The sequence below is a fragment of the Pseudomonas sp. E45-MNA-CIBAN-0222 genome (genome assembly GCF_040310405.1).
GTDB classification, from domain to species: Bacteria; Pseudomonadota; Gammaproteobacteria; order Pseudomonadales; family Pseudomonadaceae; genus Stutzerimonas; species Stutzerimonas stutzeri_AC.
In genome coordinates this window covers 236,933-260,010 of the sequence record NZ_JBEOPU010000003.1, presented here as the reverse complement: position 1 = coordinate 260,010, position 23,078 = coordinate 236,933, and the positions used below count along the sequence as shown (strand labels likewise).

Annotated in this window: 19 protein-coding genes, 2 tRNA genes and 1 pseudogene; 9 read left to right on the top strand and 13 right to left on the bottom strand. The window is 59.6% G+C overall.

Annotated elements, in window-relative coordinates; translation table 11 throughout:
- Positions 1-85 precede the first annotated feature (85 nt).
- The 5 genes from AAEZ08_RS06780 to bacA all read right to left on the bottom strand — a co-directional run bounded on the left by AAEZ08_RS06780 (position 86) and on the right by bacA (position 4,521).
- Entirely contained in the window at positions 86-331 is a 246-nt protein-coding gene (locus AAEZ08_RS06780) for a hypothetical protein (RefSeq protein ID WP_500123943.1), read from the bottom strand.
- Positions 332-403: 72 nt separating this feature from the next.
- Entirely contained in the window at positions 404-2,446 is a 2,043-nt protein-coding gene (locus AAEZ08_RS06775; RefSeq protein ID WP_500123942.1) for a hypothetical protein, read from the bottom strand.
- Positions 2,447-2,472: 26 nt separating this feature from the next.
- Positions 2,473-3,117 (bottom strand): OB-fold-containig protein, encoded by a 645-nt coding sequence (locus AAEZ08_RS06770; protein ID WP_103457413.1) that lies wholly within the window; start codon positions 3,115-3,117, stop codon positions 2,473-2,475.
- A 68-nt stretch (positions 3,118-3,185) separates the two neighbouring features.
- Positions 3,186-3,881, bottom strand: coding sequence for a PspA/IM30 family protein (locus tag AAEZ08_RS06765; RefSeq protein ID WP_500123941.1), 696 nt, complete (start codon positions 3,879-3,881; stop codon positions 3,186-3,188).
- 19 nt (positions 3,882-3,900) lie between these two features.
- Positions 3,901-4,521 (bottom strand): biofilm formation regulator BacA, encoded by a 621-nt coding sequence (gene bacA / locus AAEZ08_RS06760; RefSeq protein WP_500123976.1) that lies wholly within the window; start codon positions 4,519-4,521, stop codon positions 3,901-3,903.
- Positions 4,522-4,774: 253 nt separating this feature from the next.
- On the opposite strand from bacA, the gene AAEZ08_RS06755 reads away from it, so the two are divergent.
- Both AAEZ08_RS06755 and bfr read left to right on the top strand, forming a co-directional pair.
- Entirely contained in the window at positions 4,775-4,993 is a 219-nt protein-coding gene (locus AAEZ08_RS06755) for a bacterioferritin-associated ferredoxin (protein WP_500123940.1), read from the top strand.
- Between the two features lie 192 nt (positions 4,994-5,185).
- A complete protein-coding gene (gene bfr / locus AAEZ08_RS06750; protein ID WP_500123939.1) occupies positions 5,186-5,656 on the top strand; it encodes a bacterioferritin in 471 nt (156 codons plus the stop codon).
- 71 nt (positions 5,657-5,727) lie between these two features.
- Here the strand turns inward: bfr and bamJ are convergent, their stop codons facing one another.
- The 3 genes from bamJ to AAEZ08_RS06735 all read right to left on the bottom strand — a co-directional run bounded on the left by bamJ (position 5,728) and on the right by AAEZ08_RS06735 (position 6,911).
- On the bottom strand, positions 5,728-6,471 hold the full coding sequence (gene bamJ / locus AAEZ08_RS06745) for a BamJ family beta-barrel-assembly machinery protein (protein ID WP_500123975.1): 744 nt from the start codon (positions 6,469-6,471) through the stop codon (positions 5,728-5,730).
- 274 nt (positions 6,472-6,745) lie between these two features.
- Positions 6,746-6,822, bottom strand: a tRNA-Asp gene (locus AAEZ08_RS06740).
- Positions 6,823-6,835: 13 nt separating this feature from the next.
- Positions 6,836-6,911, bottom strand: a tRNA-Val gene (locus AAEZ08_RS06735).
- Positions 6,912-7,125: 214 nt separating this feature from the next.
- Here AAEZ08_RS06735 and rdgC point away from each other — a divergent pair.
- Positions 7,126-8,046: a recombination-associated protein RdgC gene (rdgC, locus tag AAEZ08_RS06730; protein ID WP_058064351.1), complete on the top strand. Its 921-nt coding sequence runs from the start codon at positions 7,126-7,128 to the stop codon at positions 8,044-8,046.
- Between the two features lie 36 nt (positions 8,047-8,082).
- On the opposite strand, the gene AAEZ08_RS06725 is transcribed toward rdgC, so the two are convergent.
- The 4 genes from AAEZ08_RS06725 to AAEZ08_RS06710 form a co-directional block, all read right to left on the bottom strand.
- Complete coding sequence (locus AAEZ08_RS06725; protein ID WP_500123938.1) at positions 8,083-9,495, bottom strand: MFS transporter; 1,413 nt, start codon at positions 9,493-9,495, stop codon at positions 8,083-8,085.
- A complete protein-coding gene (locus AAEZ08_RS06720) occupies positions 9,492-9,818 on the bottom strand; it encodes an AzlD domain-containing protein (RefSeq protein ID WP_181066883.1) in 327 nt (108 codons plus the stop codon). Before AAEZ08_RS06720 ends, AAEZ08_RS06725 begins: the two co-directional genes overlap by 4 nt.
- A complete protein-coding gene (locus tag AAEZ08_RS06715) occupies positions 9,815-10,531 on the bottom strand; it encodes an AzlC family ABC transporter permease (protein WP_102821661.1) in 717 nt (238 codons plus the stop codon). The genes AAEZ08_RS06720 and AAEZ08_RS06715 overlap by 4 nt, the downstream gene beginning before the upstream one ends.
- Positions 10,532-10,699: 168 nt before the next feature.
- Positions 10,700-11,260 carry a GNAT family N-acetyltransferase gene (locus AAEZ08_RS06710; protein ID WP_003282478.1) on the bottom strand — a complete coding sequence of 187 codons (561 nt, stop codon included), beginning with the start codon at positions 11,258-11,260 and terminating at the stop codon, positions 10,700-10,702.
- A gap of 278 nt (positions 11,261-11,538) precedes the next feature.
- Here AAEZ08_RS06710 and AAEZ08_RS06705 point away from each other — a divergent pair, with 278 nt between their 5' ends.
- The 5 genes and pseudogenes from AAEZ08_RS06705 (at position 11,539) to radC (ending at position 19,264) form a co-directional block, all read left to right on the top strand.
- Positions 11,539-15,006 carry a hybrid sensor histidine kinase/response regulator gene (locus tag AAEZ08_RS06705; protein WP_500123937.1) on the top strand — a complete coding sequence of 1,156 codons (3,468 nt, stop codon included), beginning with the start codon at positions 11,539-11,541 and terminating at the stop codon, positions 15,004-15,006.
- A gap of 110 nt (positions 15,007-15,116) precedes the next feature.
- A pseudogene (locus AAEZ08_RS06700) lies at positions 15,117-15,974 on the top strand (MgtC/SapB family protein); the annotation flags it as partial.
- 166 nt (positions 15,975-16,140) lie between these two features.
- The gene (locus tag AAEZ08_RS06695) at positions 16,141-17,340 is read left to right on the top strand and encodes a tyrosine-type recombinase/integrase (RefSeq protein ID WP_039388945.1); all 1,200 of its coding nucleotides are present in this window, start codon (positions 16,141-16,143) and stop codon (positions 17,338-17,340) included.
- Positions 17,337-18,401 (top strand): PDDEXK nuclease domain-containing protein, encoded by a 1,065-nt coding sequence (locus AAEZ08_RS06690; protein WP_039388943.1) that lies wholly within the window; start codon positions 17,337-17,339, stop codon positions 18,399-18,401. Before AAEZ08_RS06695 ends, AAEZ08_RS06690 begins: the two co-directional genes overlap by 4 nt.
- Before the next feature lie 353 nt (positions 18,402-18,754).
- A complete protein-coding gene (radC, locus tag AAEZ08_RS06685) occupies positions 18,755-19,264 on the top strand; it encodes a RadC family protein (protein WP_039388941.1) in 510 nt (169 codons plus the stop codon).
- Between the two features lie 91 nt (positions 19,265-19,355).
- Here radC and AAEZ08_RS06680 read toward each other — a convergent pair whose 3' ends face one another.
- Positions 19,356-21,659 carry an ATP-binding protein gene (locus tag AAEZ08_RS06680; RefSeq protein WP_039388940.1) on the bottom strand — a complete coding sequence of 768 codons (2,304 nt, stop codon included), beginning with the start codon at positions 21,657-21,659 and terminating at the stop codon, positions 19,356-19,358.
- 539 nt (positions 21,660-22,198) lie between these two features.
- On the opposite strand from AAEZ08_RS06680, the gene AAEZ08_RS06675 reads away from it, so the two are divergent.
- Positions 22,199-23,023: a DUF932 domain-containing protein gene (locus AAEZ08_RS06675; protein ID WP_039388939.1), complete on the top strand. Its 825-nt coding sequence runs from the start codon at positions 22,199-22,201 to the stop codon at positions 23,021-23,023.
- Positions 23,024-23,078: the final 55 nt, after the last annotated feature.

Below are 23,078 nucleotides of genomic sequence, written 5' to 3'. Positions count from 1 at the left end.
GTCTGCAAGCAACGAGCCCCCGATCGCACGGGGGCCTGCATTAAGTAGCGGGCGGGGCCCAATGGCTTGCGCTGTGGAGCTTGCTTCAAGCTCCGATTTTCTTGGCCACCTCGGCGAGCTTGTCGCGCATCGGCTGGTCGATTTCCTCGGGCCGGATGCGTTCGATGATCTTTGTCAGCACACGCACTTCGTTTTCATCGATATCACCGTCGCGCTCGGCGATGTCCAGCAGTGCGCCCAGCTCGCTCACGTCCAGGCGGCCATCATTGGCAAAGCATTGAATCGAGCGGAAGGACATTTCCAGATAATCCCTGGGTTCAGAGATAAACACTCCTTGCTGCAGCGGCTCAATAGGTGAGCCAGAACGGGCGCTCTGCTTTTTGATGCAGGCGCCCTGGGATCATTAAACTTCGCTGGTGTCAGCGCGCACCGGTTTGGCTTCGGCAGCGCGGCCGTTGAGGAGGCGCGCCAGCACGTCCTGAACGACTGGACTCTTGCCAACCACACCTTCGATCGCCTTGCCCACCGACAACGACTTGGCAAAGGAATTGAAGAAGTCGCCTTCGCCACCGACAATTTCGATCTTGGCTTTCGATAGTGCTGCCGACAGCACCTCTGCCTGGTCCTTGGCGATGTCCTTGTTCGCCGCGATCGAGGCCATCGCCTCTTCGAAGCTCTTCTCCAGCTGCATGCGGAACTCTTCGTGCTGGCGGGCGCCATCGCTGAGCGAGTCCAGTGCACCGAACTTCTTGCCCAAGCCTTCGGCCTCGGCGTTCAGGCGCTCCAGGAGCACGTGCGCCTCGGCCATACCCAGATCCTGGGCCGCCTTGGCCTTGGCACTGCCCAACTGCTCCTCGCCGCGCGCCTGAGCAGTGAGTTTTTCTTCCAGCACCTTGGCCTCGGCCAAGCCATCCTTTTCCTTGGCCCCTGCTTTGGCCTCAATCACCCGTGCCTCGGCCAGGCCCTTCTCCTGCTCGCCCCTGGCAGCAGCGATCAGTTGCTCCGCTTGCACACGCGCTTCGGCCAGCCCTTCCTTCTCCTTCGCTGCCGCGGTGACTTCACGAACACGCGCATCAGCCAGGCCCGGTGCTGCACGCTCGGCTTCGACGCCTTCGGCAAGCTTCTTCTTCGCCTCAGCCTGCTTGGCGGCGGCCTCCAGCTCGGCCTGGGCCAGCGTATTGATTTCCACAGCCTTGTGCTTGGAGCGCGTTTCGTCCGCCTCGGCCTGCTTGACCTGCCGTACCAGCTCCTGCTCCGCCTCGGCCTGGGCATTGAGCACCACGACCTGCTTCATTCGCTCGGCCTCGGAAACCTCGCGAACCTCTTTGATGCGTTCTTCTTCCTGGGCAACGGTTTTCTCGACCGCAACGCGCTCACGAATAACTGAAGCGATATTCTTGCGCTCTTCTTCCAGCGCCTTTTCCTTTTCGATTCGCTGCAGTTCAACTTCACGCTCGCGAGCCACGATCTCCAGATCCTTGGCGCGCGTCACTTTCTCGACTTCGATGACCACAGCACGCTGGCGATTCTGTTGCGCCACCTCGACTTCACGCTGGTGGTTCTCGGCGCGGATATCCAGCTCCTGCTGGGTTTGAATGCGGGCCTGCTCGGCCTTCAGCCGCTCCTCTTCCTGCACCTTGAGCGTTTCAGCATGCTCGCGCGCACGAATGGTCTCGATCTCCCGCTTCTGCCTAGCCACCGCGTCAGCCTCCTGACGCTCAAGCGCCAGCGTTGCCTCACGGGTTTCGACGTTCTTCTTCTTGATAGCCAACTCTTCGTTGCGCTCGAAGTCGTTGGTGATGATGTTCTGCGCAGCCGTCAGCTGAGTGATCTTGCGAATACCTTCGGCATCGAGAATGTTGTTCGGGTCCAAAGAGCTTTTGGGCGTTTGCTCCAGGTAATCGATTGCGACGTCTTCGAGTACATAGCCATTCAGATCGTTGCCGATCACCTCGACGATACGGTCACGAAAGCTCTGGCGTTCTTCGAACAGCTGAACGAAATCGAAGCGCTTGCCCACGGTCTTCAGTGCTTCGGAGAACTTGGCATTGAACAGCTCATTCACCGCTGCACGATCGGAGGCACGATCCACTCCGATCGCCTTGGCGACCTTCAGCACGTCCTGCTGGGTCTCGTTTACCCGTAGATAAAAGGCGACGGTGATATCGGCGCGCAGGTTGTCCTGGCAGATCAGACCATCCTTGCCGCGGCGATCGACTTCCAGCGTCAACAAGGAGATCTTCATGAACTCCTTTTTGTAGATCACCGGATAGACCAGAGCGCCTGTGAAGTGGACCTTGGGCATCGACGACATGTCGTTGACGATCAGCGCCGTGCCTTGCGGGACCTTGATATAGAAGGCTTTGAACAGGACAAAGAAGCCCATGATCAAGAGGAAGAACACGCCCAATCCGATCAGGAAAGGCATCACCAGTTCGAGGCTCATTACATCAACTCCTTTTAAAAGCGGGCTTAGACGCCCTTGAATTCACTTTCGGTAATGACCCGATAGGCATTCTCAGCCTCCAGGTACTCCAGCAGAACCACGCGATCACCGCGCTTGAACCCGACCTGCTCATCCGCTCTGACTCGCAGGATCAGCCCAGCACCGCCATCCTCCAGAGTGGCCTCGCCAAAACTCGACGTAACCGTACCGCTGCGCACGACAGCTACCTGGCCGAGCAACGAACGATGAGTGGGCGCATGAAGCTTCAGAAACAGCGGGCGAAGTGGACGGACAAGCGCGCCGCAGATCGGCACTGCCAGCAGCAGCGCAACTACGGTCAGCACCAGGCCTAGTGGGTAACGCAAAATGCCGAGCGGCAGGAAGCGCAGCACCAACAGCTGGGCGAAGTAACAGAACAACCAGGAAAAGAAGAACAGCAGGGTCAGCACCAGCGTGACTGGAACCCCGGACAGACCGAATTTGAGCAACAGCCCAGCCAGGCCTTCCGGCTGAAACGACGTATCTTCCAGAGAAGACTCCATCTCGACGTCGAGTACGTCCACGTCGACCATGCCGAGCGCTGCCACGCACCAGTACAGAATGGCTATACCCAGCACGAAGCTGAGTAGCACCACCGGAAAGCTCAAAGCAGTCTGTATGAACAAATCCATGGATCACTTCCTTGTGTAATGGCTCCGGCCCCGCCAATTCCGAGAGACCGGCTCCACCGGCGTCGGGGTCAGCCCTTGGCCTTATCCTTCAGGCGCGCGAGCACGCTGTCTGCACTGGCATCGTCGGCAACGATCCCCGCAGCGCGCAATTTGGCGTCAAGTGATTCGTCGGCGTGGGACGCTTGTGCCAGCTCGGCCGTTGCCTCCATCTTCGCTGCGCGCTCGGCCTGTTGCTGCTTGATCCGCTCGAGCGACTCAACCGCGGTGTGCAATTTGGCCTGGGAGCCGCCGTAGCGCTGGGCGACGGCCATCTGGGCCTTCTGCACACTCTCCGTAGCTTTGACCGTATCAACCTGCTGCTTGAGCCGCTTGATATGTGCTTCCGCCTGACTGACGGCCTTGCGCAGTTGCGCCACGCTCTCAGCGTAATTATCGGCCTGTTCGCGCTCGGCGATCTGCTCAGCCTCAAGATTGGCAATCTTTGCAGCAACTTCCTTGGCCAGCGGCTCATCACCGGCTTCAAGCGCCTTCAACGCATACTGTTCGTATTCGCTGATCGCTTTAGTAGCCTTGTTGACACGCTCAGCCGCCAACTTCTGCTTGGCCATTATTTCGGCCAGCGCTTCCTTGGCTTTGCGCAACTCGGAATCAGCATCGCGAATTTCCTGATCAAGAATACGCAGCGCTTGGCTATCCACTACCGCCTCGCCCGCCTCATTGACACCACCGCGCAGAGCGGTAAGCAGCTTGCTCCATACATTCATCTCAGATCTCCTTTAGAGCTCAAACGCCGGCCTTGAGAAAGCCTTCGTACGCCTCGGTAGCCTTGATCACGTTATCGCCAAGCAATTCGATCTCCAGCACCACATCCGAAAGCGTGGACGCCGAACTCAATGCACCGAACATGGTGTAGCAAGGCTGACCATCCGGAAGCGACTCGATGCCGATGGACGAAAGCGGAAACAGTTTGTGGGTGCGCAATATCTGCTCATTGAATGCGTTCGGATCCTGCACATCCGAAACCGGCCAGAGCAGTGCCTCGACAATGATTTGCTCGCCAATCACCGCGACGTAGATTGGCAAATCACCATACTCACGCATCGTGACGCGCAAACTGGCGTCAGCCCCCTCGATCAGCTCGATTGCGATCTGACCGCTTTTGCAGAGTTCATTGGTTTCAATAGCGTCATGCAACGCCTGGGCGGTCCATAGCTGCGGCATATTCATACCTTCTTCCATTTCACATGAAGCCAGCCCCTGAAGCGGCTGGCGCATTCGTTTCTCCATCGACGCAAGCCGCGCTGAATGTTCGGGCAAGATCCAAACTTCCTTTTTCACCAATCCCTGATCACGCAGGCGTTGCCGGAAGAGGCGCTGATAATGTGCGGACGATTTCGTTTCCATAGCCGCCAAGATAGCAGCACATGTAATAAGCACAACAAAATCACATGTAATTTTTGCGAAACGTGACGCAATGCGTAAGCCATACCTTGCTGAAGGGCGACACGACCCTTCGAGCATTGTCGCCCAGACCCACCATCCACTGCCGCCAACTACCACACGCACTGGAAATTGCACGGGGCGACGAACGAGCTTTGACAATTATTCTCATTATGATTAGCATCGCTACCAACAACGAACTTAACGGGTAGTGCTCATGTATGTCTGTCTTTGCCAGGGTGTCACCGACGGCCAGATTCGCGATGCCATCTACGAAGGCTGCTGTAGCTACCGTGAAGTACGTGAAACGACAGGCGTCGCAACCCAGTGCGGCAAGTGCGCCTGCGTCGCCAAGCAGGTCGTTCGCGAGACACTCGGTAACGTACAAGGCGCCCAGGTAGCGCTTGCCTACCCTGCGAGTTTCGTTCAGGCATAAACGATGAATCCAGAGAGCCGGGCCATGCCCCGGCTTTTTTTTGCCTGAAAATCAGCATGTTGCTAAGCAGGATGCGGAACGCAACCATTCTCGCTAGGTTTTAGCTTTTGCATTCAATGACTTAGGTTTGACAGGCCGCCTGAGCGTGGCCAGACTGCTTGCATTCCCACCGCGTCAGGCAGGCTAAAATCCATGAAAGGCGACAAGCTGGTCATTCAGCACCTCAACAAGATCCTCGGCAATGAGCTGGTAGCCATCAACCAGTACTTCCTGCACGCGCGCATGTATGAGGACTGGGGTCTCGGCAAGCTCGGCAAGCATGAGTACGAAGAATCCATCGATGAGATGAAGCATGCGGACAAGCTGATCAAGCGCATCCTGTTCCTGGAAGGCCTGCCGAATCTGCAGGATCTGGGCAAGTTGCTGATCGGTGAGAACACTCGTGAGATGCTTGAGTGCGACCTCAAGCTGGAACAAGGTGGCGTGCAGGATCTGAAGGTCGCCATTGCCTATTGCGAAAGCGTCGGCGACTACGGCAGTCGCGAACTGCTGGAAGACATCCTCGAATCCGAGGAGGAACACATCGACTGGCTGGAGACGCAACTGAGCCTGATCGACAAGGTGGGCATGGAAAACTATCTGCAGTCGCAGATGGACGACTGATTCAGCAGCAAGCCCATATAAAAACGCCCCGACTGGATCGGGGCGTTTTCGTTTGCAGCGAAGAGAACCGCTTATTCCTGCTCGGCTGCTTCAGCAGGTTGCTCGGCTGCGGGCTGCTCGGCCTCGTCACCCTTGATATCCAGCAGTTCGAGATCGAAGACCAGTACCGAATTGGCCGGGATCAGCGGACTTGGGCTCTGCTCGCCGTAGGCCAGCTCGCTCGGGATGTAGAGCTTGTACTTCTCCCCCACATGCATCAGCTGCAGACCTTCGACCCAACCAGGAATCACGCCACCAACCGGCAAGTCTATCGGGCTGCCACGCTTGATCGAGCTGTCGAAGACGGTGCCGTCGGTCAGACTGCCCTCGTAATGCACGGTAACCACGTCGTTCTCGGTCGGCTGGCGGCCTTCGGCCGATTTGACGACCTCGTACTGCAGCCCTGACTCGGTGGTCTTCACGCCGTCACGCTTGGCGTTGTCTTCCAGAAACTTCTTGCCCGACTCGACCGCTTTGGCGTTCATCTCGACCATGCGCTCCTCGGCGCGCGTCTGCAGGAAGGTGAACGCCTCCATCAGCTGCTCATCGGTGAGCTTTTGCTCCTTGTTACCGATGGCGTCCTCGATGCCCTGCGCCACAGCCTGGGAATCGAGATCATCCATACCCTCCTGCGCGAGGCTCTTGCCCATGTTCAGGCCGATGCCGTAAGACGCTTTTTGCGCCGGAGTGTCGAGCTTGACACTGGTCTGCGAGTCGCAGCCGGCCAGTACCAGGCCAACCAGGGCAACTGCAGGTGCCAAACGATGATGTCTCAGTCTCATGCTGTTTCCTTAATTACGCTGTTGGGCATATCGAAAAACGGATGACCGAGCTTAGCAGCGCATCCAGACACTGGCTACCGCGCACCCCAGGCTAGGACCGTAAAGAGAATGCAAAGAAGGACGCGCATAACATTTCGCTACCGATAGGCATCGACCAGCAATGCAGCAGCCCTTTACGAAGCCTGCAAAAACGCAGGCAAAAAAAAACGGCCTAGAAGGCCGTTTCTTTCGTTGCTCCAGGGCGTTCAGTGGACCCATGAAGCGAATATGGCGCAGCGGACGGGACTCGAACCCGCGACCCCCGGCGTGACAGGCCGGTATTCTAACCGACTGAACTACCGCTGCGCTAAACCTCGAGTGGTGGGTGATGACGGGATCGAACCGCCGACCCTCTGCTTGTAAGGCAGATGCTCTCCCAGCTGAGCTAATCACCCGTTTGCTCTCGAAGTGGGGCGCATTCTAGAGAGGGTTCCCGACCTTGGCAACCCCCTTTCGAAAAAAAAATTGCAGAAGTTCCAAAGACTTAGGAAAACCCTGGTTTACCAGCCATTTTTTCACCTCCGTAGTGCATTAACCTCCCGCAGGGTTGGCCTGGGCTAGCCAGGCAGGAATAATGCACCCCTTTGCTTTCCGGAGATCTACCTCGCCATGTGGTTTCGTAACCTGCTCGTTTACCGTCTCACCCAAAATGTTGCTCTAGATGCCGAGACACTCGAAGCTGCACTGGCCGCCAAACCCGCCCGCCCCTGCGCCAGCCAGGAGCTGAGCACCTACGGCTTCGTCGCGCCGTTCGGTAAAGGCGAAGACGCCCCGCTGGTGCATGTCAGCCAGGGCTTCCTGCTGATCGCTACGCGCAAGGAAGAACGCATTCTTCCCGGCAGCGTGGTCAAGGACGCGGTGAAGGAAAAGGTCGACGAGATCGAAGCGGAGCAAATGCGCAAGGTCTACAAAAAGGAGCGCGACCAGATCAAGGACGAGATCATCCAGGCCTTCCTGCCCCGCGCCTTCATACGCAAATCCGGCACGTTCGCGGCAATCGACGCCGAACGCGGGCTTATTCTGGTGAACTCGGCCAGCGCGAAGAAAGCCGAGGATCTGCTGTCCACCCTGCGCGAAGCCATCGGTTCGCTGCCAGTTCGACCGCTGACGGTAAAAATCGCACCAAGCGCCACGCTCACTGACTGGGTGAAGACGCAGAAAGCTGCGGACGACTTCTTCGTGCTCGACGAATGCGAGCTGCGTGACACCCACGAAGATGGTGGCGTGGTGCGCTGTAAGCGCCAGGACCTGACCAGCGACGAAATCCAGCAGCACATGGAGGCCGGCAAACAGGTCACCCAGCTGTCGCTGGCTTGGCAGGACAAGCTGTCGTTCGTGCTAGACGACAAGCTGATCATCAAGCGCCTGCGCTTCGAGGAGTTGCTACAGGACCAGGCCGAACAGGACGGCGGTGAAGACGCCCTCGCCCAACAAGACGCCAGTTTCCTGCTAATGATGATGACCTTCCGCGAGTTCCTGCCTGCGCTGTTCGAAGCGTTTGGTGGCGAAGAAGTCCCCCAGGGCCTTTGACACCCACTCGGGGCGCTGATCGGCGCCCCGCTCCCCTCAACGCACCTTCAGCTGCAACGCCAGCGCCCCGCCCAATCGCTCCCCCAGCGACCAGACCAGAAAACGTTCGATGAACTCCGGCGCGTCGATGAACAGCGCCCCGCAGACCAACACGCTGAGCAACGAAACAGTCAGAAAAAGCTGCGGTATCGAGAGCTTCAGCAGCACCAGCAGGACAATTGCAATGATCGCCGACGCGACCATGAACAGCGCATTGAGAATGTTGTTCGCTGCCACCACTCGCGAGCGCTCGTGAACCACACTGCGTGACTGGATCAGGGCATACAGCGGGACGATGTACAGCCCGCCGAAAATCCCCAGCCCGAGGATATCCATCAGCACCCACCAGGAAGAAGGCTCGCCGAGCAGCGTAAGCCAGTTGACCGTACCCACAGGCTCCACGTGGCCGCTCGCATGCCACCACAACAGTACTCCGCACAGGCTCAGGCCAATGGCTCCGAACGGGACCAGGCCGATCTCCACATGATGCCGCGACAATCGCTCGCATAGCAGCGATCCCAGCGCAATGCCGACCGAGAACAGTGTCAGAATCAACGTCACAACGCTTTCATCGCCGCCGAGATAGTCCTTGGCAAACGCCGGGATCTGCGTCAGATAGGTCGCACCGAGAAACCAGAACCAGGAATTACCCAGCATGGCCCGCGACACGGCCCGCTGCTGTCCGAGCCCCAGCCGCAGAATGCGCCATGACTGACGCAGCACGCGCCAATCCATATGCAGGGTCGGCAGCGCTGCCGTACCGGCTGGAATGGCCAGACTGGCGAGATAACCGATCAGCGCGATCAGCACCACGCTGATCGCCACCAGCTCGGCGTAGCCCTCGCTCGCCATCAACACACCCGCACCGATGGTGCCGCCAAGAATCGCCAGGAACGTTCCCATCTCCACCAGCGCATTGCCTCCCACCAGCTCATCCTCGGCGAGCTGCTGCGGCAGGATCGAGTACTTGACCGGACCAAACAGCGCCGACTGGGTGCCCATGCAGAACAGCACAACGAGCAATACCGGCAGGTTGCCGAGCAGCATCCCGACAGCCCCAGCGAGCATGATCAGGATCTCGGCGAACTTGATCCGACGAATCAACCAGGCCTTCTCGAAGCGCTCGCCGAACTGGCCACCCAGCGCGGAGAACAGAAAGAACGGCAGGATGAACAGCAGAGCACAAAGATTAATCAGCAAGCTCTTGTCGGCGGCAGTACCGAGCTTGAACAGAATCGCCAGGATCAGTGCCTGCTTGAACACGTTGTCGTTGAACGCGCCGAGTAGCTGGGTGCAGAAGAAAGGCAGGAAGCGACGCTTGCCGAGCAGGCGAAACTGCGAATGCGAAGCTGTCGGCCCGTCAACTGGCGCAGGCCTCGCCGAGCTAGCCCTGGTTGATTCCTGATTCATATCGGCAACTGCCCGAAAGCCCAGCGCAGCAGAAAAAAGCTCAGCAGACCGCCAGCGATAGTAGCCAGCAGGTTGCGGGTAAACGCGGCTATGAGGATCGCCAACAGCCCCGCGAGCAGATAGGCATTGTCCGGACGCAACGCCCACTGCCCTTCCGGCATCAGCATTCCCGGCACCACGATGGCAGTCAGCACCGCCACCGGCACGTAATGCAGCCCCTGCTCGATAGCGCGAGGAAAGCGCAGATTGGGCCAGGCGAAAAAGCTGTAGCGGATCACGAAGGTGATCGCCAGCATGCCGAAGATCAGCAGCCAGGTACTCATAGCACCCCCTGCAAGCGAGCCGCAGCTTCGGCTCGGCGCTCAAGCCATACGCCGACGACGATACCGGCCATGGCCGCGGCGATCAGACCGAGCTTGTAGGGAAACTCCCATGTCATCAGGGCCACTGCACCCGCGACCAGCGCAGAGGCCACCTGCGGGTAGGTGCGCATCATCGGCACGGCGATACCAATGAACGTGGCAATCATGGCGAAGTCCAGACCCCAGCTGGCGATATCTGGAACGGCCTGACCGAAGGCTACACCCGCCAAAGTCGATAGCTGCCAGTTGATGTACATGGTCAGTGCGGCTCCGAGAAAGAACCAATGCTTGTGCGGCGAATCATCATCACGCGCGTAGCGATTCTGCACGACGGCGAACGCTTCGTCTGTCAGCAAGAATGCCAACGGCGCACGCCAGCGGCCGGGCAAACGGCGAACGAATGGCTGCAGCGCGGCGCTGTACAACGCATGCCGCAGGTTGACCACAAAGGTAGTCAACAGCACCACTGCCGCCCCTACGCCACCAGTGATCAGGGTGACCGCAATGAACTGCGCGGAACCGGCGAAGACCAAGATGGACATGCCCATGGTTTGCCAACCGGACAACCCCGCACCGACCGCTAACGTACCGAAGATGACGCCGAATGGAATCGCGCCGAGGATCAACGGCAGAATGTCACGGCAACCGTGGATGAACTCTTGCGAGCGAGACATCGGGACTCCTGATAACCATAATCGCGACGAGCCATCTCCCGCACCACGCAAAGAGCGGCAGCGTAGCGACGAGCAGGCGTCAGATAAAACGAACGGGATGTGCGGCAAAGCACCACACGATAACCGAAGTTAGGCCTTCAGGCGATGTAGCGCGGACCGCGCCGGCATTCACTCGGCGGCGAGCAGCTGCCTGACCTGTGGCCAGTCTTGATCGGTGATGCTGTAGAGCACCGTGTCGTCCAGACGGCCGTCCGCCAAGCGGCGGTGATTGCGCAGCACACCTTCACGCAGCGCACCGAGCTTTTCAATTGCCCGTTGTGAGCGCAGATTGCTGGCCGCTGTCTTGAGCTGCAGCCGCACCAGTCGCCACTCTTCGAAAGCATGGCGCAACAGCAGAAATTTCATCGAAGCGTTCAGGCCCGTACCATGCTCCGCTTGATCCAGCCAGGTCCAGCCCAGCTCGGCGGCCGGAAGGCTGGTAACGAAATCAGAAAAACGCGTGGTACCGATCACTCGCTCAGCCATTCGCACGGTGAAGACTACCGCTCGGCCCTCGCGCTGGTCTGCCAGGGCATGGCGATACCAGTCGGGGCGCAATGGCCCGTTCATATATGTGAGCTCACCGCGGTTCCGCTCCGCCAACGCAGCCAGCTCCGGAATATCCGCCTCCATCAGCGGCTCCAGGCGCAGCGCTCCGCGTTGCAGGGTTACCGGATGCGGGGTCAGCATGACATTCTCCTGTTGTTGCCTACGAGCGTGCGGGCGGTTCCCCGACAGTAACCCATGGCGTAAAAAACGCGGCATTACACGGACGGCCGGCGATCTGCTGCCAGGCCCGAGCTAGACACATGCGACCTTGGTCGCAACCCCACACACGGGGCGCACCATTACTGCGAAACTTCGCGAATTCAGCATATTAACGAGTTGCCAGGGCTGATTAAATTCGACACCCCTTCCCGGCCAGTCGAAGCCGACCAGGCACTTCTTCTTCGCTTTATGGAGTTTGCATGACGCTGTCAGGCGGGCTGATCGCTGCGGTCGCCCTCGTCTATATGGCTATTCTGTTCGCCATCGCCTTCTATGGTGACCGCAACCGCGACTCCATGTCGCCGCGCTTGCGATCCTGGGTCTACAGCCTCTCGCTGGCGGTGTACTGCACCAGCTGGACCTTCTTCGGCGCCGTCGGACAGTCCGCCGAGCAGCTGTGGGCGTTCTTGCCGATCTATCTGGGCCCGATCCTGCTGATGCTGTTTGCGCCGCATGTGATCCAGAAGATGATCATGATCAGCAAGCAGGAGAACATCACCTCAATCGCCGACTTCATCGCGGCGCGGTACGGCAAGTCGCAGACGCTGGCGGTAGTGGTCACCCTGATCTGCCTGGTGGGGGTGCTGCCCTACATCGCCCTGCAGCTTAAGGGCATCGTGCTCGGCGTGAACATATTGAGCGGCATCAACATCGAGGCGGCCGGTACCGGCACGCGCGACACGGCACTCATCGTGTCGATTATGCTCGCGCTGTTCACCATCCTCTTCGGCACCCGCAACCTCGATGTCACCGAGCATCACCGCGGAATGGTCCTGGCCATCGCCTTCGAATCCCTGGTCAAGCTCCTGGCATTCATGGCGGTTGGCGCATTCGTCACCTTCGGTCTGTTCAACGGCTTCGGCGATCTGTTCAACCAGGCACACGATTCACCCGAGCTCGCCGAGTTCTGGAGCGTGAACGTCAACTGGTCCGCCATGCTGGTGCAGACCACCGTGGCCATGATGGCGATTGTCTGCCTGCCCCGGCAGTTTCACGTGTCGGTGGTGGAGAACATCGAGCCGCGCGACTTCCGCCTGGCACGCTGGGTGTTCCCTCTCTATCTGGTACTCGCCGCGGTGTTCGTCATACCGATCGCACTGGCCGGCCAGATGCTGCTGCCCGCAGGTGTAACGCCGGACTCGTTCGTCATCAGCCTGCCGCTGGCCGAGCTGCGCCCGTGGCTCGCCCTGCTTGCTTTCATCGGCGGCGCTTCGGCGGCGACCGGCATGGTAATCGTCGCCAGCGTCGCCCTGTCGACGATGGTCTCCAACGACATGCTGCTGCCCTGGCTGCTGCGCCGCCAGGAAACCGAGCGTCCGTTCGAAGCGTTCCGTCACTGGATGCTCTCGGTGCGCCGTATCAGCATCGTGGTCATATTGTTGCTGGCTTACGTGAGCTACCGCCTGCTTGGCTCGACCGCATCGCTGGCCACCATCGGCCAGATCGCCTTCGCCGCCATCACCCAGTTGGCACCAGCAATGGTCGGCGCGCTGTACTGGAAACAGGCCAATCGCCGCGGTGTATTCGCCGGCCTGACCGCCGGCGCGGCAATCTGGTTCTACACGCTGATCCTGCCACTGCTGGGCTGGCCGCTGGACATGTTCCCGGGGCTGAGCTGGATGTACAACGGCGGCCTCGGTTTCGGTCTCAGCGGGCTGACGCTGGGTGTAACACTGTCGCTGGTAGGCAACGCGACGCTGTTCTTCTGGGTGTCGATCCTGACCCAGACCCATGTCGCAGAGCACTGGCAGGCTAGCCGCTTCATTGGCCAGGAAATCACCTCACCGACCGGTGCACGTCGCCTGCTCGCCGTACGGGTCGAGGATCTGCTGACCCTGGCCTCCCGCTTTGTCGGCGCCGAGCGCGCCGAGCAGAGCTTCCAGCGTTTCGCCCGGCGCCATGGCCAGGACTTCTCGCCCAAGCTGCAGGCGGACGGCCAATGGATTGCCCACACCGAACGCTTGCTCGCCGGCGTACTCGGCGCGTCCTCCACGCGCGCAGTGGTCAAGGCAGCGCTCGAAGGGCGCGACATGCAGGTCGACGACGTGGTGCGCATCGTCGGCGAAGCGTCGGAGGTGCTGCAGTTCAACCGCGCGCTATTGCAGGGCGCGATCGAGAACATCACCCAGGGCATTAGCGTGGTCGATCAGTCGCTGCGCCTGGTGGCCTGGAACCACCGGTATCTGGAGCTGTTCGAGTATCCGGACGGGCTGGTCTACATCGGCCGACCGATTGCCGACATCATCCGCTACAACGCCGAGCGCGGGCTTTGCGGCCCAGGCGACCCGGACACCCACGTGGCCAAGCGCCTGTACTGGATGCGCCAGGGCCGCGCGCATACGTCCGAGCGGCTGTTCCCCAACGGCCGTGTGGTCGAACTGATCGGCAATCCGATGCCAGGGGGCGGTTTCGTCATGAGCTTCAGTGACATCACCGCTTACCGCGAGGCCGAGCGCGCCTTGAAAGATGCCAACGAAGGCCTCGAACAGCGCGTCAGCGAGCGGACCCAGGAGCTGTCGCAACTCAACCAGGCGCTGATCGAAGCCAAGAGCACGGCGGAAGCGGCCAACCAGTCCAAGACACGCTTCCTCGCCGCGGTCAGCCATGACCTGATGCAACCACTCAACGCGGCACGGTTGTTCTCCGCAGCGCTATCGCACCAGCAGAGCGCGCTGCCCAAGGAAGCCCAGGAACTGGTACAGCATCTGGACAGCTCGCTGCGTTCGGCCGAGGACCTAATCACCGATCTGCTGGATATCTCGCGACTGGAAAGCGGCCGGGTTACCCCGGATCGCAACCCCTTCCCCCTGGCCACGCTGTTCGACACCCTGAACACCGAGTTCACCGCACTGGCCCGCGAGCAGGGCGTGACCTTCCGCGTGCACGGCAGCAAGCTGCGCGTGGATAGCGACATTCGCCTGCTCCGCCGCGTGCTGCAGAACTTTCTCACCAATGCTTTCCGCTACGCCAAGGGTCACGTGGTACTTGGCGTGCGTCGGCAAGGTGCATCATTGCGCCTCGAGGTGTGGGACCGCGGGCCTGGCATACCCCACGACAAACTGAAGGTGATCTTCGAGGAGTTCAAGCGCCTGGACAGCCATCAGACCCGCGCCGAAAAGGGCTTGGGCTTGGGCCTGGCGATCGCCGACGGTCTCTGCCATGTCCTCGAACACCCGCTGGAAGTGCGCTCCTGGCCGGGCAAAGGCAGCGTGTTCAGCGTTACCGTACCGGTCGCCCGCGCGCTCAGCCAACCTCGTCCAGCGGTCAAGCGCGGTGAGCCACAGCACACCGCATTGACCGGCACCCAGGTGCTCTGTATCGATAACGAAGACAGCATTCTGGTCGGCATGCAGAGCCTGCTCACCCGCTGGGGCTGCCAGGTCTGGACGGCCAGCAACCGCGCCGACTGCGAAGCGCTTCTGGCCGAAGACATTCGCCCGCAACTGGTGCTGGTCGACTATCACCTGGACGAGGGCCAGACCGGCACCGAGCTGATGGCCTGGTTGCGCACCCGACTGGGCGAGCCGGTACCCGGCGTGGTAATCAGCGCCGATGGCCGGCCAGAGCTGGTGGCAGCCATTCATGCGAGCGGCTTGGATTTCCTCGCCAAGCCAGTCAAGCCTGCGGCGCTGCGAGCGCTGATGAGCCGCCACCTGGCACTGAGATAAGCGCTGATGAGTGGGCATCTGGACTGCAGATGCCCACTCTACCGATCTACCTCAGATTTCACGGCCGGTTACACTCACAGCCACCCGCATCGCCAGCGACAAGGTAGTCAATGACACTCGAGTTCTTTCTCAACCTCGCCACAGCACTCGCCGTCGGACTGCTGATCGGTACCGAGCGCACCTGGAGCGGCAGAGAAAATGCCGGCCAGGAACTGGTCGCCGGCATCCGCACCTTTGGCCTTGCGGGCCTGTTTGGCGGGCTTGCCGCGGTAAGCATCACCCATCTGGGTGCATTCGCCTGGGTCGCGATGTTCACCATGCTCGCGCTGCTGGTGATCGCAGGCTACGTAATCGACGCGCGCCGCAGTGGCGACCACGGCATGACGACCGAGGTTGCGTTGCTGCTTACCTTCGTTCTCGGCAGTCTGGCGGTGGCGGAAAGCCGACAGCTAGCCGCAGCCAGCGCGATTGTGGTCGCCCTGCTACTGAGCCTGAAGGCACGCCTGCATCAGGCCCTGCCCCGTCTGAGCGAAGCCGAACTCGGCGGCGCACTCAAGATGCTCTTTATCTCCGTGGTACTGCTGCCCGCTTTGCCAAACCAAGGGTACGGCCCCTGGCAGGCGCTCAACCCCTACACCACCTGGATGATGGTGGTACTGATTGCCGGAATCGGGTTCGCCGCATATGTGGCCATCCGCATTCTGGGTACCCGCCACGGCTTGCTGGTTACTGCATTGCTCGGCGGCATCGTCTCGTCCACCGCGATGACCATCACCCTGGCTCGGCTGAACGCGCCAAACCTGCGTGCGGCCCTAGCAGCCGGCCTGCTGGCGACATCGGCACTGATGTTCCCACGCGTGCTGCTGGAAGTTGGCCTGGTCAACCCTGCGCTGCTTCCTGGCCTGACTCTGCCGTTGGCATGCGCCGGAGCAATCTACGCCGCGGGCGCGATTTTTTATTTCACGATGACTCCAGCCCGACATTACGCCGGACTACGCCCAAGCCAGATGCAGCAGGTTTATCAATGACTTAGGCGAGTTCAACATATGCCGGTGCTTTCTGAAACCTGACCCGGCTTGTGCTCGCATGGCTCCCATGTGGCTCTTGGAAACCGGGTCGTTCCGAGGAGTCATCATGGCAAAACTCAAGCTCACCAAGTCCGCCGTCGATGCGGCACAACCCCAGGCGCAGGCTGTCGAACTCCGGGACACGATGGTGCCCGGCTTCCTCTGCAAGATCACCCCGGCGGGCCGCAAGGTGTTCATGCTGCAATACCGCACGAATGCCGGAGAGCGGCGCAAGCCCGCCTTGGGCCTGTATGGGGAACTGACCGTCGAGCAGGCCCGCGCCTTGGCCCAGGAGTGGCTGGCCGAGGTGCGCAAGGGCGGTGATCCTGGGGCGGCCAAGGCCGCCGCCCGTGCCGCGCCTACGGTCGCGGAACTGTGCGGCAAGTTCATGGAGGACTACTCCAAGCTGCGCAACAAGCCCAGCACGCAACGCGGCTATCAGGCTGTCATAGACCGCTGCATCGTTCCGATGCTGGGCCGGATGAAGGTGCAGGACGTGAAGCGGCCCGACGTGGCCACGGTGATGAAGAAGATGGCCCACAAGCCGGCCGAGGCCAACAACGCTTTCAGCGTGATGCGCAGGATGTTCAATCTGGCCGAGGTGTGGGGCTACCGGACGGATGGAACCAACCCGTGCCGCCACGTCCCGATGTACCCCAACGGGAAGGCCACGCACCTCATCAGCGACGAGGACATGGCGCGGATCTTCCGCCATCTGGGCAAGCTGGAGGCGGAAGGGCTGGAGCCTTACGTCATTCCCCTGGCGATCCGCTTGCAATTCGAGTTCGCTGCCCGCCGTGGCGAAATCGTCACGCTCCAATGGGATTGGGTGGACTTCGAGAACCGGCGCGTGGTTTGGCCTGACAGCAAGACCGGCGGCATGTCCAAGCCCATGAGTGAGGAAGCCTACCGACTGCTTTCGACCGCGCCGAGGCAGGACGGCATTCCCCATGTGCTGCCGTCCCCAAACCATGAGGGCCAGCACTTGACCACGGGCGAGTATTACAACGGCTGGTGCCGTGCGCTCAAGGCTGCTGGAGCGGCCCACGTCGGTACGCACGGCATCCGGCATCGTTCGGCTACCGACATTGCCAACTCGGGCATCCCGGTCAAGGTCGGCATGGCGCTGACGGCGCACAAGACCGTCGCGATGTTCATGCGCTACGTCCACACCGAGGATGACCCGGTGCGCAAGGCGGCCGAACTGGTGGCGAACCGGCGCAAGACAATCACCGGGGCGCAGCGCCCCGTGAAGGTGACGACATGAACCGGCGCAAAGTATCCGTGGCGTCATCCGCAGCGCCGTCGGCGCTGCTGGGCGATATTCGGGCGCTGATCGAGGCGGCGCACAAGCGCGCTGCCTCGGCCGTCAATGCCGAGCTGACCCTGCTGTTCTGGCGCATCGGCCAGCGTATCCATACGGAAGTGCTGGCCGGTCAGCGGGCCGGGTACGGCGAGGAAATCCTGCCAACCTTGGCCGAGCAGTTGGTACGCGACTACGGGCGCAGCTTCGCGGACAAGAATCTGCGCCGGATGGTGCAGTTCGCCGCCACCTACTCGGACGAGCCAATTGTCGTGACGCTGTCACGACAATTGAGCTGGTCACATTTTCTGGCCCTACTGCCGCTCAAAGACCCGCTCCAGCGGGACTACTACGCGCAGATGGCGAGTGCCGGCCGCTGGAGCGTGCGGACGCTGCGCGAGCGCATCGACTCGATGCTCTACGAGCGCACCGCGCTGTCCCAAAAGCCGGACGAAACCATTGCGCAGGAGCTGGCGACGATGCGCGACGCGCAGCGCATGTCGCCCGCCCTGGTCATGCGCGATCCCTACATCCTCGACTTCCTCGGGCTGCGGGACACCTGGCAGGAAGGCGATTTGGAGGCCGCGATCATCCGTGAAATGGAGTCGTTCCTGCTGGAGCTGGGCGCGGGTTTCTCTTTCGTTGCCCGGCAGAAGCGCATCCAGATCGACGACGAGGATTTCCACCTCGACCTGCTTTTCTACAACCGCAAGCTGCGGCGCCTGGTGGCGGTGGAGTTGAAGGTCGGCGAGTTCAAGGCCGCGTACAAAGGGCAGATGGAGCTTTATCTGCGCTGGCTGGACAAGCATGAGCGCGAGCCGGAGGAAGCCTCGCCGCTGGGGATCATCCTTTGCACCGGCAAGAAGCGCGAACAGATCGAGTTGCTGGAGTTGGACAAGTCGGGCATCCATGTGGCCGAGTACCTGACGAGCTTGCCGCCGCGTGCGGTGTTGGGTGAGCGGTTGCAGCAGGCGACCGAGAGGGCACGTTTGCAGATCGAGCAGCGCAAGACGGATGCCGAGTAGTTCTGCCCCAGGCATTCGGGCGTCCCGGCGTGCCGCCGTCGCGCTCTCGTGCTGCGCATCAAGCCTCGCTGCGCGAGTCTCGCCCCTGCCGGGCTTCCATCACTGACGCCTCCGGCCCTGCTCGTTGATCCGGGCCTACGCGCTCCGCTTGCCCCAAAAGCAAGGTGTGTGCAGTGGGCGGGTGTGGGCGGTCTTGCTGTTCCCATCACCGTATCACGGCGTTCTCGCCGTCAAGGGCAGCGCGCGCCATGCGCGCTTGCGTCCTGGCGGCCGTCTGCGACCCCTGACTGCTTGCGCTGCGCCGTGCTGGCGACGGTTCCGGGCAATTCCGCCCGTGCAACCGGAGCACGCTCATGTCGCAATTTTCCTTTTCCTCGTTCGATGCCTCGCTGATGGTGCGCGATGCGAAGGGTCACTACCAGCCGGCGACGGCCGACCAGATTCTGGACGCTGCGCGCCAGGCCATCGAGCACAAGATGCAGCGCGGTGCATCGTTCACTTCGCCGGCGGCGGTCAAGGAGTACCTGTGCACCAAGTTGGGTGGCTTCGAGCATGAAGTGTTCGCCGTGCTGTTCCTCGATACACGGCATCGCCTGATCGAGTATGCCGAGATGTTCCAGGGCACCATCGACTCGGCCGAAGTGCATCCGCGCGAGGTGGTCAAGGCAGCCCTGCGGCACAACGCGGCCGCGGTCATCGTTTCGCACAATCATCCGAGCGGTAATCCCGAGCCGAGTGCGGCAGACCAAGCGCTGACCCAGCGGCTCAGGGAAGCGCTGGGGCTTGTGGACGTGCGCGTACTCGATCACGTCATCGTCGCCGGCAACGCAACGGCATCGTTCGCCGAGCGTGGGCTGATCTAGCTCAAGGGGCTTCGGCCCCTTTTTGCTGCGCCTGCTGGCAGGGCCTGCGCGCGGCCCTTGCCTGTCCGTGCCTTCGTTCTGAAGTTAATGCTCAAGAAGTCACAACCTGAATCATTTCGTCGTAATGCTTCTTGTCCACTTCTTCAAACCACTGAAAGATGTGTCCGATGACGCTATGGCTTTCGCCAGCCAAGTTTTCTGCCGATTCCTCGGTTATTTCAATTACATCGCTATGCGAGTATTTGTTGATAAAGCGATATATTTTTTCCTTGAGTTCCGGCGTTGTGATGGCGCAGTCTTTCAGACCAACATCCATCAGTTGACTGATGTCGCTTCTCCGCCTGGGATATTTGAAGGTAAAGAACGATTCAATGAGCTTGCGAGCGAGGTTCGCAGTCAAAAAGGCTTCATCTCTATTAAGGATCGTATGCGCCCTGTATTCATAGAGCTTTTTGAAGATGTAGTGATACTCAGAACCGTAATTTTTCAGAGAATCATCGGCATCAACAAGCAGCGAATGGCGGGGTGAACCAGGAGGCGCATCCAGTCGATAGAAGAAACAATTCTCAGCTTTTCCTTTGGCAATCCTGTTCCTGTTCGTTCCAGTGAACCAGTCTCTCACTAGCTTGAAGTAGGTGAAATTATGAGTCAGCACAAAAAGTTGCTTGGCTTCAGTGCATTGAGTTCTCAGGAACGAATAGGCATGAAACAAGTGATTTGAGTCAAAGCTTGAGACGGGATCATCAACAACCACAATCGTGTCCTTGATGTTGTTTCCGTTTTCTTTGAGCTTCGTGATGAAGTAGACGAATGCAATCGCAGTCTTCTCACCTTCGCTCAAATTCCCATCATGCTCACCCACTCCGTTTCTGATGATCTCATAGCCTTTTTTCTTTTGATTAAAGCTCAGGCAAAGCTCAGAGCGACCGATGAAACGATGCAGGATGTCATTGAACTCCTTCGCCCCAACCGTCTCATTTGAGAGCAGCGCCTCTATTGCTCCGACCTCTTGACCAAGTTTTTCAATTTCCTTGTAGTCATTCTTTGCTTCAGCCTCAAGGTCATTGCATTTCTTCTCACTTCCAGCATAGTCAAATTCTTGCACCTCAGCCGCAGCAAAGTGAAGTTCCAGTGCCACCTTGCTTTTGGATGTCTCAGATTTGAAGTTTGAAGTCTTATTGTTGTGCTTTCCGACGAGCGCAACGATCGACTTTAGGATCTCATTGAAATTCGTGACATCCTCTTCAACCACATCCGAAATCTGAATGTCTGTCTTTGCGGGGTCTGTAATTTTGGCTTTCAGAGCTTGCCGCCATCCGTCTATTTGCTGGTTGATCTTCTCAGCAGCAGATGTGTATTCTTTCTGGAGCTTATCTGCGTCAGCCGATAGCTCTTTATAAAACTCCGTCGCTGCGGGCAACTGATTGGCTGGAGCACCTTGAGATTCAATCCAAGTCGCGGCGCTCTGAAGCCGGCTTTGAAAATCCGTGAACTCTTTGCTGAAGTGAGCGGCAAGTGCCTCGGCACGAAGCTGGGTGAATGGAGAGCCGCAGAACTCGCAGGATTGCGAATCATGGTTCTTATGAATTTCCAAGCCTGTTTGAACCCAGTCACGAATGTCCGGATTATCAGTCAGCCGCTGGATAGCTTGATTGACTGCTGTAGTTCCAATCAAGTCTCTGATGCGACCTGCCGCCTTCTTAAAGTAGTCCGGCTCAATGGCCGTTGAGGCGAAAGTGATGCTTGGAAGCTGATCTGGCTTGGCGGCATTCGTAAGGTCGATGACCTTTTCATCTGGAAGAACCGAGTCAGGCTTAATAATGGCATCGCCATTACTCTGAATGAAATTAGAGAGCTTTCGGCGATCATAATTCAAGTAGTAGCTATCGCTCGTATCAATCGCCTGAAGTCCTAGCTTCATTTTCTTGGCAGCATTGGTCAGAAATTTATCCAATGCTTCACGCTGCTTCTTGATGTCACTTTGCTTTTCGTCGTGAGCTTTCTTTTTCGATTGAAGCTCGCCTTTTAGCTTCTCCAGTTTCTGCAAGTCGTCAATCTTCTCTTTCGCAATGAGAAGGATGCTTTTTACGGATTTGTCCCAATCAATGTTCTCATGCACAAAGCGTTGATTGAAGACATGGATATTTAATTGGGATGAAGGGAGTGTGGTTTCCGTGATCGTGGAGCCGTCCTCCAAAACGACTGAAAACTGGCCCGCACTGAAGCGAGGAACCATCGAGCGAAGCTCAAAGCAAGAGAATAGATTCGATAGGGTTGACTTGCCTGTTCCGTTCCAGCCATAGACAAGGTTGTACCGGCCGAACTTCTGGATCTTCGTTCCATTGAAGTCGCTGAAGATGCCGAACTGCTTGAGACGGTTAATGCAGACGATCACTTTTAGCCCCCGTGTTCTTGCTTTAGCAACATTTGCTTGCAAAACAAATAATAAACGAAGAGTTCTTTTGCGTCTCCGCTTCGCGGATCGCGCTGCTCCAGGTTCGCTAGTCGCTCATCCCTGGCGGGACTGGCTTTGCCAGCCTTTCGCATCGCTGACGCCTCCGGCCCGGCTTCCAGCTTCGGGCCTGCGCGCTTCGCTTGCCGTGCGGTCGGCGTGTGGGAGGGCCGTTGCCATGTCCAGCCGTCTCCCCTGACTTCATCACCTTGTCCGCGACTGTAGCCCGCGCCCGTGTGCCGTCAAGGCGCGCAGGGCCGTGTCCTCGGCTGCGCCTGCGGGCCGCACCAACCCTGCGCTTGTCTCCTTGACGGCCCCCGTCCGCGCGCTCCTGACCGTCGCGGGCGATGAACTCAGGAAAGACGGTGGCAACAGGGCCAACCGGGTTCCTCGTGCCGACCGCACCGAACAGCCGAAAGGCTGGGCTCTGAATCTAGGAATCCGGTGTGCGCTTTCTTCAACAGCCAAGTCAGGAGAACGACATGCTTGCAAACCGTTTCGCTTCCCATTCCCCCGCACTGCGCAGCGACACCCCGCTGTCCGATGACCAGATTCACCGGGTAGCGCCGTCCATCTTCGCGGATGCCCCGCACGAGAGCCGTTCGCAGCGATACGCCTATATCCCCACGGCGGCGGTTCTGACCGAGCTTCGCAAGGAAGGGTTTCAGCCTTTCATGGTGACGCAAACCCGCGTGCGCGATGAAGGCAAGCGCGAGCACACGAAACACATGCTGCGCCTGCGCCATACCAGCCAGATCAACGGCACGGAGGCCAATGAAATCATCCTGCTGAACTCGCACGACGGCACGAGCAGCTACCAGATGCTGGCAGGCCAGTTCCGATTTGTTTGCAGCAATGGCCTTGTGTGCGGCGACACCGTGGCGGACGTGCGCGTCCCCCACAAAGGCGACGTGGCGGGCCAAGTCATCGAAGGCGCTTTCGAGGTGCTGCGCGGTTTCGACCGTGTGCGCGATTCCCGCGATGCCATGCGCGCCATCACGCTTGACGACGGCGAGGCCGAAGTGTTCGCCCGCGCCGCGTTGACGCTCAAGTACGACGACCCGAACAAGCCTGCGCCCATCACCGAAAGCCAGATTCTGATGCCGCGCCGGTTTGAAGATCGCCGCCCCGATCTGTGGAGCGTGTTCAACCGCACCCAAGAAAACCTGACCAAAGGCGGATTGCATGGCCGCAGCGCCAACGGACGCCGCCAGCAGACCCGCCCGATACAGGGCATTGATTCCGATGTGCGCCTCAATCGCGCTTTGTGGATGCTGGCCGATGGCCTGCGCCAGTTGAAAGCCTGACCCGTCCCCCGTAGGAGGGGCGGTTTCCCCTCCATTCCTTGTTTCATTCGATTGG

Coding starts and splice junctions, on each gene's coding strand:
- AAEZ08_RS06705 (WP_500123937.1), top strand. CDS start 11,539: ATGACGCTGTCAGGCGGGCTGATCGCTGCGGTCGCCCTCGTCTATATG.
- AAEZ08_RS06755 (WP_500123940.1), top strand. CDS start 4,775: ATGTATGTCTGTCTTTGCCAGGGTGTCACCGACGGCCAGATTCGCGAT.
- AAEZ08_RS06695 (WP_039388945.1), top strand. CDS start 16,141: ATGGCAAAACTCAAGCTCACCAAGTCCGCCGTCGATGCGGCACAACCC.
- bfr (WP_500123939.1), top strand. CDS start 5,186: ATGAAAGGCGACAAGCTGGTCATTCAGCACCTCAACAAGATCCTCGGC.
- rdgC (WP_058064351.1), top strand. CDS start 7,126: ATGTGGTTTCGTAACCTGCTCGTTTACCGTCTCACCCAAAATGTTGCT.
- AAEZ08_RS06725 (WP_500123938.1), bottom strand. CDS start 9,495: ATGAATCAGGAATCAACCAGGGCTAGCTCGGCGAGGCCTGCGCCAGTT.
- bacA (WP_500123976.1), bottom strand. CDS start 4,521: ATGGAAACGAAATCGTCCGCACATTATCAGCGCCTCTTCCGGCAACGC.
- AAEZ08_RS06775 (WP_500123942.1), bottom strand. CDS start 2,446: ATGAGCCTCGAACTGGTGATGCCTTTCCTGATCGGATTGGGCGTGTTC.
- AAEZ08_RS06720 (WP_181066883.1), bottom strand. CDS start 9,818: ATGAGTACCTGGCTGCTGATCTTCGGCATGCTGGCGATCACCTTCGTG.
- radC (WP_039388941.1), top strand. CDS start 18,755: ATGTCGCAATTTTCCTTTTCCTCGTTCGATGCCTCGCTGATGGTGCGC.
- AAEZ08_RS06765 (WP_500123941.1), bottom strand. CDS start 3,881: ATGAATGTATGGAGCAAGCTGCTTACCGCTCTGCGCGGTGGTGTCAAT.
- AAEZ08_RS06690 (WP_039388943.1), top strand. CDS start 17,337: ATGAACCGGCGCAAAGTATCCGTGGCGTCATCCGCAGCGCCGTCGGCG.
- AAEZ08_RS06715 (WP_102821661.1), bottom strand. CDS start 10,531: ATGTCTCGCTCGCAAGAGTTCATCCACGGTTGCCGTGACATTCTGCCG.
- AAEZ08_RS06710 (WP_003282478.1), bottom strand. CDS start 11,260: ATGCTGACCCCGCATCCGGTAACCCTGCAACGCGGAGCGCTGCGCCTG.
- AAEZ08_RS06770 (WP_103457413.1), bottom strand. CDS start 3,117: ATGGATTTGTTCATACAGACTGCTTTGAGCTTTCCGGTGGTGCTACTC.
- AAEZ08_RS06675 (WP_039388939.1), top strand. CDS start 22,199: ATGCTTGCAAACCGTTTCGCTTCCCATTCCCCCGCACTGCGCAGCGAC.